We start from the raw sequence: 10682 nt of genomic DNA, 5'->3' as shown, positions 1-10682 counted from the left end.
CATAGCGCCGGGTGAGGGGTTACGGTCCCTCATTGGAGCTGCGGCCCCTCACCCGATTTGCTTCGCAAATCGACCTCTCCCCATCGGGGAGAGGTGAAGCAAGTGCGCGGCCGAGCGGCTTCGATCTAGACTCATCTTGCCCTAACCAGCCGGGCAGGGCTGCGCGGGGCGTAACCACTTGCGGCAGCGGGAGCCGGTCACCATCTGAGGAGACCAAAGGACTCTCGCCATGCTGGATTTTACCTCAGATACCGCCGGTGACACGACGTCACCGCGAGCGGCGGACGCTGCCCGAGACAATGACCGGGTCTTGCTGGATGCCTATTCCAATGCCGTGATCGACGTCACCGAGCGCGTCGGTCCGGCCGTGGTCCGGGTCGAAACCGGGCCGAAGGTGCGCAACGCGCGTGAGCGCGGCGGGCTCGGTTCGGGCATCGTGATCTCGCCCGACGGCTTCGTGCTGACCAACAGCCATGTGGTCGGATCGTCGAAGGAGATCCGCCTGCGCGACACCGAGGGCTTCGTCACCGAGGCCCATGTGCTCGGCGTCGATCCCGACACCGATCTGGCGCTGCTGCGGGCCGATGGCGCGCGCGATCTGCCCTATGCCTCGCTCGGCAATTCCAAGACCTTGCGGCGCGGCCAGCTCGTGGTCGCGATCGGCAACCCGCTCGGGTTCGAATCGACGGTCACCGCTGGCGTGGTGTCCGCGCTCGGCCGCTCGATCCGTTCGGTCAGCGGCCGCACCATCGAGGACGTGATCCAGACCGATGCCGCGCTCAACCCGGGCAATTCCGGCGGACCGCTGGTGTCGTCGAACGGCGAGGTGATCGGGATCAACACCGCGATCATCAACGGCGCGCAGGGCATCTGCTTTGCGGTCGCCTCCAACACCGCGCAGTTCGTACTGTCGGAGATCATCCGCCACGGCTATGTCCGCCGCGCCTATATCGGCGTCGCGGGTCAAACCGCGCCGGTGCCGCGGCGGCATGCGGTGCTCGCCGGCGTCGAGAACAAGATGGGCGCGCTCCTGATGCAGATCGAGCCGGACAGCCCGGCCGCGCGGGCGAGCCTGTTGCCCGGCGACGTCGTGATCAAGCTCGACGGCGTCGAGATCAACGGCGTCGACGATCTGATCCGCGCGCTCGACCACAGCCGGATCGACCGCACTTTGTCGATGGACGTGCTCCGCCTCGGCCGCCTGCGCGCGATCGAGATCCATCCGATCGGGCGCAAGCCGGCGAAGCAGTGAGGCGATGGTTGCCGCGTGCGAGATGCACCCTCTCCCCTCATGTCCGCCGTAACCTTGGCGAAGGCGGATGTGGGAGAGGCTGGCTTCGCTGCGGAAGCAGCAAAGCCGGGTGAGGGGTCTCTATCCGCGGATAGAGACCCCTCATCCGCGCGGACTAGGGGTGTGCCGAAAAGTTTGTGTGCTGACTCAGGATCGTTCGATAAGAGCGGGGTCTATTCCGACTTCAATTTCGAACTCGGTTACCTTGTCGATCATCCTCTGAAACTCCCAAGGGAAGTGACCTAGCGTCTCGGCCCAAAGTTCTCCGGCGAGGACAACGAAGAATCTTGCGGTAGAGCAATCTACGACGTCTTCAGGCTTCACAACTTTCCCATCCACCACGTCGATGTACAAGCACGATTGTCGCAGTTGCTCCAGCTTGCCGCTCTCAACGTCTTGCAGCAATTTCCTCACCTCTTTGAGGCCGAGTATCCGATCCAAACGAGCGTTCACCACAGCACCAGCCATGACCGCCATAAAGTGCTTTTTCCGGTGGTCTCGACCGAGTAGTCCCAAGGTGGGATTTGAACTGGCAGGGCTATCCCATGCCAGAAGATCGTTCCAAAGCCGTCCGAGTTTCCCCACTTCCTCTACAGTGAGAATCGAAAGGAACGTCGATAACGGATAGTGCCGTTCTCGGTAGAGCTTACAAGCATCATCCCAGAGCCGCTCTACATGCGCCACTAAAGCGAGATACTGCTCAAGCGCCTCTGCGAACGTCGAAGCGACGATGAGTGATGCGCCGTCCCGATAGGCTTCCGCGTGAAATTGATTCAATTTTGCTACGCGACGTGCGCCGTCCTTGCTTTTTACGGCAGCATTGATGCTTGGGTGGTCGATCCGCTTGCCAGCTCTTCGTTCAAACTCGGCGTCTAACTCCACCATTAGACGCTTCAAAATCCGAACGTCACTCATGAGCATCTGCGTCGCTCGCGAGTACATGACATAGGCCTCGTGATCGTGCTGCGTGCGCCATTTGCTCGAACCAAATTCGAAGACGCTGAGCACAGAAACTTCACCTGAAGCGAGCTGCTCTCTCAGGCGATCGAAATGATTTTCACCTACACGATTCTCTTGGTCACCCTCAGTGCTCAAAAAGTCATCTCCGATGCTAGTTCCGAACATGAGCCGAATGCCCGACGCGCAGGTTCAGCCACCTTCGTCGTCGGATGCGGCTTCCGCCGTTGTAGCAGTTGATTCAAGCAGGAAGTCGAGCTGATCCTTTTCCGGCGGCAGCGGCAGGTCTGACAATCGGATGACTTTGATCTTTGCATGCTGGCCAAGGGCCGCGATGTCGCCATCGTCCGAGTAGATTTCGGTCGCACCGTTCACCTTCGCGATGGCGACGATCTGGCGATCGAACTTCACCTTTTGCCACGGAGCCGTTGAGCTTCCTTTTTTGTTGCCGTTCGCGAGAGCCGCGCGGGACATCGCCGACGCCTCCAGCGCTGCGCGCGTGTCGAAAGGCTCAATGCTGAACACGGCGTGCTTTTGTATCTCTTCCACGATCTGCAGCGAGGCAGCCGCTCCAGCCTTCACCAGAGCCTCGCTCAGCGCAGGCGTAGGGATGATGATCTTCGCTTTCGCTTTGCTGAGCCTGTGCACCAAGTAGTCGATACGCTCCTTGGCGCGATCGACGCCGCCGGGTACAGGCGTGCCCGGCCGGAGCATCAGCAGCAGGTTGGTGGAATCAATGACCACCATTCTTGTTGCTCCCCGGCCCCTTCCGTCCTTCGATCAGCTCGTTGTAGGCGTCGTCGCCCCATTCCGTTGGAATGTCGCGAAGAGCTGCGAGGGCGTCAGTCAACGAGCTGTCCTGAAGAGGCTCAAAGCTCTCGATGCGGAAGTGTTCGAGCGTCCACTCACCATCGCCATCTCGCACCCAGCGGCCTCGCCCAAACAGCCGCACCGGTTCGAACAGCTTTGCTCCGAGCTGTTTTGCAATGGCGCGCGTGGTCTCGCAGCCGCTGATCTGCCGGCCCTCCGTTTGCAGCGTGACGTGGATCGTCGCATCTTTGCCGCGTATCCCCGTGACAAAGCCATCGATGGAGCCTTGCTGACGAACGGTGAATTTCTCCTCCGTCAGCTCGCGACCGGGAAATCGAATGACGACCGCGCCACGCGGTGCAGCGTCTCGCAGCACGCCTACGGCATTGTCCGCGCGGAGAAGTGTGTTCAACGCATTGAAAGCGCGCAGGGCCTCGGCGCTCGCGTCTCCAGCTCGCACGGCCACCACCCGGTCGTGAACCTTGGGCGCAGCCTCGCGATCCACCCGCGCGTTCAGCACGGTGCTGCCTTTGGTGAGATTGCGAAAGTGCACGCGGTCACGTTCACCGAGCAGTGCCGCCAACTCGTTCATGTACTGAGCGAGGCGAGCCATCGGCATCGTCGCCGGGGTGTAGGCGTCGATTTTGAACCGATAATGCTCCGTGCCGTCTGTGCGGCTTTTCCGCTTGCGGGGCGCAGCCATGGAGAACTCACAAAGCGTTTAGGCGAAGGACCTATAGGACTCCAGTAAAGCAGAGCGATCCTAACAATACTACCAACGCGGGCACGACTTTGGTCGGCAGCGACCGGTCCCCGGCCGGGCTTCGCCCAGTGGCCCCGACCCCGAGCCTCCAACGAAACTGTTGAAAAATATGAGCCTCTTCTGATCGAGACAGAAAGGGGACAGTTTTGCCTTTATCCACTTGATAATATTAACGTATTTCGGCTGTTCACTCTCCCACAAGGGGAGAAGGGAAGAGGGGCTGCGGCGTCGCTACTGCAACGCTGCCAACTCGTCGGGCTGCTTGATCGCGGCATCATTGTATGTGGCAGCGATTGACGTCGAGAAAAACGACCCGATTGGTCGGCGTTTCATATTCGTATCCCCACTGTGGCCACGCATAGAGCGCCTCTTCGATGTTTCCCACGACCTCCGCACAACGGTCTGGGCCAAGTCGTGTCCGTAATTCCGACGAGAGACCAGCTACGTGCCGCCGCGGATCGGGATCGAGTTGCACCTCCCACGTGTCGGTCATCGGCCCCATTCCCATCCGACGTTCCGCGTAAAAGTCAAACGATAAGTCGCCCTCGACATAACGGTATGTGTCTGGCCCGTCGTCTGCCGGCCCCTTAATCGTCGCAAAACGGATGAGTTGTATTCCGTCGTCCCGAATGAGCGCCTCACGTTCTCGGACGACGTCGGGCCTCCATTTGTCGCCCCCTCGATACGGTACGAGGCGCCGCTGCCACCGCGTGGAAGGTGGCACATGGCGCACCGTCACGGGATGCCCAACGGTGAATTCATATCGGGTATCATTCTCGCTGGTCGGGTCGGGGTTACTGCCCGGGACCGCGCCAGATGTACGAACGGCAAACGAGACTACGCCTACCGGGATGTTCTCTTGCTGTGGCGCAGTCGGCCAAGCGCGTAGTGCCGCATCGATGTCGGCGGCTATTTCCTCTACCTTCGAGCGCGGGATCGGCCAGTCAGTGTCTCCAAGCCTTCGTCCCCGCTTGAATTCGAGAAATACGCTGTAAGTTCCGGTAATGGTGCCGCCAGGGTGCGCGCGATTGGCCTTGAACTCGAATGAAACGCCGTTCTTCTCATATCGAAAATAGCCGTCGTACCGCCATTTCTTTCCGAGCCGGATCAGCTTGAAGCCGTCATCTCGGTACAAGACCTCGGCGTCGATCGTTACTTCCGTGGTTTTGATCTGTCGGTTCTCGATGCTCCAGTCTGTGTGGGTGTGCCGCTCATGACGAAATTGGAACATTGAATCCTCTGCTACCACGATAGCAAGCAGCCCGCATGAGCGAAGCGATATGCGGGATTGATGTTGCGACCTACGTGTCGGCTCCGGATGTCGCTTCGCTCATCCGGGCTACGCTCGCTGTTGGCCTGAAGCCGCCACCGCGGCGTCCGTCAGGGAACGATCACCACTTTTCCCGGAATACAATCTGTTTGGCGTGATCGCGGGTCATCACCAGTATGGCCACCGCCACCCCTCATAGAGGTCCCAAGACGACACCAGGGGCGGCCCATTTGGATCGACCCGGTCGTCTTCAGGGCGATAGCGATATCGTGGAACGATATAATAATCCCACGGGGTCGGCGTTATCACGGGCGTCGAGATCACGACCCTCGTTCGTTCATGAACGACTTGTGCCTTCCGCGTCCGGGCTTCAGCACCGGATGTCCCGAGGTTACACAGCACCAGGGCCGTTCCGAGAGCGCACGCGACGGTCATTGTCTTCATCTTCATGATCTTCATCTTCATGCATCGGCCTCCCAGAGCATGATCCGGAAAAGTGCGAAGCGGTTTTCCGAAAAGATCATGCTCAAACAACAAGCTAAAGCGCGATGACGGTTCAACCCAATCTCATCGCGCTTTAGCCTGAGAGTGCAAAAGGACTCAACGCAAGGCAAGCTAATTCGCTCGTGGCGACGGACGCCTACGCTGTCGGGCTGGGCGTTTGCAGTATTTCGGAATAATAGAAGATATCGCTGAGTTGCCCGACGTGTCAAGTTGCTTGTCAGAGGGCCGGCGGCCGCCCTGCTACTTTGCATGGGGTTGTTTTCGATATTTTGGGGCCGCTCGCCTTCGAGGGGGGTTCTCCAACGTCACCAGCAGTTGTGGCGGCAAAGGGCACTTCGAATGCGAAAGCCTCGGAGCCGGCTGAGGGGTCTCGAGCGCTACTGCAACGCCGCCAGCAGTTCGTCGGGCTGTTCGACCATCATCATGTGGCCGGCGCCTGGTAGCACCACGGTGCGCGCATTCGGCGTCGCCGCGGCGAGCGCCTTGCCGGCCTTGGCCGGAGTCATCATGTCGCGCTCGCCGAGCACGAACGTCGCGGGCACCTTGACCGCGGCCGCAGCCGCGAGCGCGTTCTGGTAGGCGTTGCAGGCGTTGAGGTCGTTGTACAGCACGCCGGGCTTCGCCTCCTGCAGCACCCGCTGCGCGCCTTGGTGCATCCAGAGGCCTGGGGCGAGGCTGCCGCCGAGTTCGGCCTTGAAGCCGAGGCCCCAGATCGAGACCATGTCGATCGCGGCGACATCATTGGCCTCGGCGGCCTTCAGCAGATCGGGGCCGACCGTCATGGTCGCGGCCGTGCCGATCAGCGCGAGGCCGGAGACCTTGTCGGGATGCCGCGCCGAGGTCTCGATCGCGATCAGCGAGCCCATCGAATGGCCGATGAGCCGGGCGTTCGACGCGCCGGCTGCCGTGATCAGTGCGGCGACCCAGTCGGCCATCTCGGCAATCGTCGTGAGCGGCTTGCCGGCGGAGCGGCCGTGGCCAGGCAGGTCGGGCGCCAGCACGGAATAGCCGTGATGGGCGAACCAGCGGCTGTGCAGCGCCCAGGTCGAGGAATCGAAGCCGGCCCCGTGGATCATCACGACCGCCGGCAGCGATGCATCGAACGGCTTGCCGCCGGTGGCGATGAAGGTGTCTGATCCGTTGACGGAAAGCTGCATGGCGCTCAAGTCCTTTGCGAGGCGCGCAGCGCCTGGCCGAGATCGTCGATGATGTCCTGCGCGGTCTCGATGCCGACCGACAGCCGCACCAGCTCCTCGCCGATGCCGGCGGCCTTGAGCTGCTCGGCATCCATCTGCTGGTGTGTGGTGCTGGCGGGGTGGATCACCAGCGTCTTGGCGTCGCCGACATTGGCGAGATGGCTGATCAGCTTCAGCTGCTCGATGAACTTCTTGCCGGTGGCGCGGCCGCCCTTGATGCCGAAGCTGACGATCGAGCCGGCGCCGCGCGGCAACAGCTTCTTCGCCAGCGCGTAGTCCGGATGCGTCTCCAGCGACGGATGCAGCACCCAGTCGACCGCCTTGTTCGCGGTGAGGAAATCCAGCACCGCATGGGTGTTGCTGACGTGGCGGTCCATGCGGACGCCGAGCGTCTCGATGCCCTGCAGCAGCTGGAAGGCGTTGGTCGGCGACAGGCAGGCGCCGAAATCGCGCAGGCCCTCGGTGCGGGCGCGCATGATGAAGGCGGCCTTGCCGAACTGCTCGTCGAAGACGATGCCGTGATAGCCGGCGTAGGGTTCGGTGAGCTGCGGGAATTTGCCGGAGGCGCGCCAGTCGAACCGACCGCCATCGACGATGACGCCGCCGATCGCGATGCCGTGGCCGCCCATCCACTTGGTTGCCGAATTCATCGTGATGTCGGCACCGAGCTCGATCGGCTGGCTCAGATAGGGCGTCGCGAAAGTGTTGTCGATCAGCAGCGGAATTTTTGCATCATGCGCGATTCTGGCCACCGCGGGGATATCGAGCACTTCGAGACCGGGATTGCCGATGGTCTCGCCGATCACGAGCCGCGTATTCGGCTTGATCGCGGCGCGAAACTCATCCAGCGCGCGCGGCTTCACGAAGGTCGTGGTGATGCCGAAGCGCGGCAGCGTGTGTGCCAAAATGTTGATCGTGCCGCCATAGAGCGAGGCGGAGGCGACGATGTGGTCGCCGGCATTGAGCAGGGTTGCGATCGCGAGATGCATCGCCGCCATGCCGCTGGCGGTGCAGATCGCGCCGACGCCGCATTCGAGCGCGGCGATGCGCTCTTCCAGCACTGATGTCGTCGGGTTCGAGATGCGCGTGTAGATGTGGCCGGCGCGTTCGAGATTGAACAGCGCCGCGGCATGGTCGGCGTCCTGGAACACGTAGGACGTGGTCTGATAGATCGGAACCGCGCGCGCGCCGGTTGCGGGATCGGGGCGCTGGCCGGCGTGCAGGCTCAATGTTTCGAAGGCAGGCGGCTTGGGTGCGGGCATGCGAAGCTCGTCAGGTCAGTCGATGGGAGTGATCGGTGCGTTGATTTACACGTGAACTGCGGTGCGAACGCGGCCGACATTGCCGAACACGCGCAAATAGCGTTCGACCTCGGACGGAATGCCGGTCGCCTTCTCCGGATTGTCGGAGAGCTTGACGGCCGGCCGTCCGTCGACCGACGTCACCTTGCACACGATCGAGATCGGATCGAGCTCGGCGGTGCCGTCCGGCGCGCAGCCGACGAAATCGTTGGTGAGATTGGTCCCCCAACCGAAGCTGACGCGCACACGCCCCTTGAAGTGATGGAACGTCTCCTCGATCGAGCCGACATCCATCGCGTCGGAGAACACCAGCAGCTTCTCCTTGGGGTCGCGGCCCTTCTGCTTCCACCACTTGATGATCTCTTCGCCGGCGGTGATCGGCGGCGCGCTGTCGGGACGAAAGCCGGTCCAGTCGGCGACCCAGTCCGGCGCATCGCGCAGGAACGGCTTGGTGCCGAAGGCATCGGGCAGTGCGATCAGGAGGTTGCCGCCATAGGCGTGGCGCCATTGGTCGAGGATCCGATAAGGCGCCCAGCGCAGCTCCTGGTCGTCGTCGGCGAGTGCCGCGGCCACCATCGGCAGCTCGTGGGCGTTGGTGCCGATCGCCTCGAGGTCGTTGTCCATTGCGAGCAGCACGTTCGACGTTCCGGTGAAGGACGGGCCGAGGCCTTCCTTCACCGCCTCGACGCACCAGCGCTGCCACAGGAAGCCGTGGCGGCGGCGTGTGCCGAAATCGGACAGCCGCAATCCGTCCAGCTTGCGCAGCCGCTCGACCTTGGCCCACAGCTTGGCCTTGGCGCGGGCGTAGAGCACGTCGAGCGCGAAGCGGCCGTAGGTCTTGGTCGCCGCGCGCGAGCGCAGCTCGTTGAGGATCGCGAGCGCCGGGATCTCCCACATCGTGGTGTGGGTCCACGGCCCGTGGAAGTGCAGCTCATACTGGCCGTCGACCTTGTGCAGCTCGTATTCGGGCAGGCGGAAGGTCGAGAGCCAGTTGATGAAATCGGGCGAGAACATCTGGGTCTTGCCGTAGAACGTGTTGCCGGCGAGCCAGATCAGTTCCTTCTTGGTGAAACGGATGGTGCGGGCGTGGTCGAGCTGGGCGCGCAGCTCGCCCTCGTCGATGACCTCGGCAAGCCGGATATGGGTCGAGCGGTTGATCACCGAAAAGGTCGTCTGCGTGTCCGGGTAGCATTCCCGGATCATCTGCATCATCAACAGCTTGTAGAAATCGGTGTCCAGCAGGCTGCGCACGATCGGATCGAGCCGCCAGCCGTGATTATAAGTCCGGGTTGCAATATCTGTGACCGCCATGCCGGAACTGTAGCCTGCCGAACGGCGCCCGCCCAGTGGGTTTCGGGCGGAACATGGCAGGTCAGCGGGCTATATCCCGCCGGATACGGCCGACGGCCGTGGCAACATCAGTCCAGGCCGGCTTGCCCGGGGCGAATTGCTGCCTCAGGAAGCCGACGAGCTCGGCGACCTGGCCGTCGCTCATGCTGTCCTTGAAGGCCGGCATGTAGCCCAGATCGGTCACGGCCGGCTTGGCGATGCCGTGCAGGATCACCTGGATCAGATTGTCGGGGACGTCGCTGTGCAAATTGCTGTTCAGCGCCAGCGACGGCCGGCTGCCGAACAGCGGCGGGCCGCCGACTTCATGGCAGACGGCGCAGGCGCCCTGATAGATCCGCGCGCCCGCCGACGCGGCGGTGGTGACGGTGGTGGTGGCTTCGAGCTCGGCAACCAGGGCATCATGCGCGGGCCGATCGGTGGCCTCGTTGAACGAGGCGAGGTAGACCGCCATCGCGCGGATGTCCCGGTCGGGCAGCACGGCGAGCTCCCGCACGACCGGCGCCATCGGTCCCGTGGCGACGCCGTGCAGACGGGACTCGCCGGTGCGCAGATAAGCGTACAGCTCGGCCTCGCTCCAGGGGATCGGCGCCTTCGACAGCGACGTCAGCGCCGGTGCCTCCCAGCCCTCGGCGAAGCCGCCGGCGAGATAGGCATTCTGCCGCTCGGCGCCGAGCGCATTGCGCGGCGAGTGGCAGGCGCTGCAATGGCCGAGCCCCTCGATCAGGTAGGCGCCGCGATTCCAGATCGCCGATTTCGATGGATCGTGCTGGAATGGGCGCGGCTGGTGGAACAGCGCACTCCATCCCGCAAGCAGCGGCCGCAGGTTGAATGGAAAGGCCAGCGCGTTTTTCGGCGTCTCGGCGCGCACCGGCGCCTGCGCCATCAGATGGGCGTAGAGCGCCTGCAGGTCGGCATCCGTGGTCTTAGCAAAATGCGTGTACGGAAACGCCGGATAGAGATGGCGTCCGTCGCGATGAATGCCCTCGCGCATCGCGCGCTCGAACGCGGGATAGGACCAGGCGCCGATGCCGGTGTCGACGTCGGGCGTGATGTTGGTCGTGTAGATGGTGCCGAACGGCGTCTCGAGCGGCCGGCCGCCGGCGTTCAGGGTGCCATGCTCCGACGTATGGCAGACTGCGCAGGCGCCGAGTGCGGCGAGCTCCTTGCCGCGCGCGATCGTCGCGGCGGAATAGACCGAGGCATCCGGCCGGGCGATCGGCGCAATCGCGCGCCACGGCAG

Annotated in this window: 10 protein-coding genes; 1 reads left to right on the top strand and 9 read right to left on the bottom strand. The window is 62.9% G+C overall.

Annotation, left to right across the window (positions count from 1 at the left end):
* Nucleotides 1-229: 229 nt before the first annotated feature.
* Nucleotides 230-1252, top strand: coding sequence for a S1C family serine protease (locus H8B02_RS40025; RefSeq protein ID WP_229171211.1), 1023 nt, complete (start codon nt 230-232; stop codon nt 1250-1252).
* A 186-nt stretch (nt 1253-1438) separates the two neighbouring features.
* Here H8B02_RS40025 and H8B02_RS40020 read toward each other — a convergent pair whose 3' ends face one another.
* The 9 genes from H8B02_RS40020 to H8B02_RS39980 all read right to left on the bottom strand — a co-directional run.
* Entirely contained in the window at nt 1439-2386 is a 948-nt protein-coding gene (locus tag H8B02_RS40020) for an AbiV family abortive infection protein (protein ID WP_229171210.1), read from the bottom strand.
* A 54-nt stretch (nt 2387-2440) separates the two neighbouring features.
* Nucleotides 2441-2995: a PIN domain-containing protein gene (locus H8B02_RS40015; protein WP_229171209.1), complete on the bottom strand. Its 555-nt coding sequence runs from the start codon at nt 2993-2995 to the stop codon at nt 2441-2443.
* Nucleotides 2982-3761 carry a hypothetical protein gene (locus H8B02_RS40010; protein WP_229171208.1) on the bottom strand — a complete coding sequence of 260 codons (780 nt, stop codon included), beginning with the start codon at nt 3759-3761 and terminating at the stop codon, nt 2982-2984. The genes H8B02_RS40015 and H8B02_RS40010 overlap by 14 nt, the downstream gene beginning before the upstream one ends.
* 334 nt (nt 3762-4095) lie before the next feature.
* Nucleotides 4096-5052 (bottom strand): hypothetical protein, encoded by a 957-nt coding sequence (locus H8B02_RS40005; protein WP_229171207.1) that lies wholly within the window; start codon nt 5050-5052, stop codon nt 4096-4098.
* A 207-nt stretch (nt 5053-5259) separates the two neighbouring features.
* The gene (locus H8B02_RS40000; RefSeq protein WP_312001529.1) at nt 5260-5556 is read right to left on the bottom strand and encodes a hypothetical protein; all 297 of its coding nucleotides are present in this window, start codon (nt 5554-5556) and stop codon (nt 5260-5262) included.
* A gap of 416 nt (nt 5557-5972) precedes the next feature.
* Nucleotides 5973-6752, bottom strand: a complete 780-nt coding sequence (locus H8B02_RS39995; RefSeq protein ID WP_229171206.1) for an alpha/beta fold hydrolase — start codon at nt 6750-6752, stop codon at nt 5973-5975.
* Nucleotides 6753-6757: 5 nt separating this feature from the next.
* Nucleotides 6758-8053, bottom strand: coding sequence for an O-acetylhomoserine aminocarboxypropyltransferase (locus tag H8B02_RS39990; protein ID WP_229171205.1), 1296 nt, complete (start codon nt 8051-8053; stop codon nt 6758-6760).
* 45 nt (nt 8054-8098) lie between these two features.
* Nucleotides 8099-9403 carry a nicotinate phosphoribosyltransferase gene (pncB, locus tag H8B02_RS39985; protein WP_229171204.1) on the bottom strand — a complete coding sequence of 435 codons (1305 nt, stop codon included), beginning with the start codon at nt 9401-9403 and terminating at the stop codon, nt 8099-8101.
* Between the two features lie 61 nt (nt 9404-9464).
* A partial coding sequence (locus H8B02_RS39980; RefSeq protein WP_229171203.1) for a c-type cytochrome occupies nt 9465-10682 on the bottom strand: 1218 nt, incomplete at its 5' end.

Origin of the sequence: Bradyrhizobium altum, assembly GCF_020889705.1 — a bacterium.
GTDB lineage: Bacteria > Pseudomonadota > Alphaproteobacteria > Rhizobiales > Xanthobacteraceae > Bradyrhizobium > Bradyrhizobium altum.
Note: the sequence above shows the minus strand (reverse complement) of the source record. Positions and strands in the feature narration are given on the sequence as shown.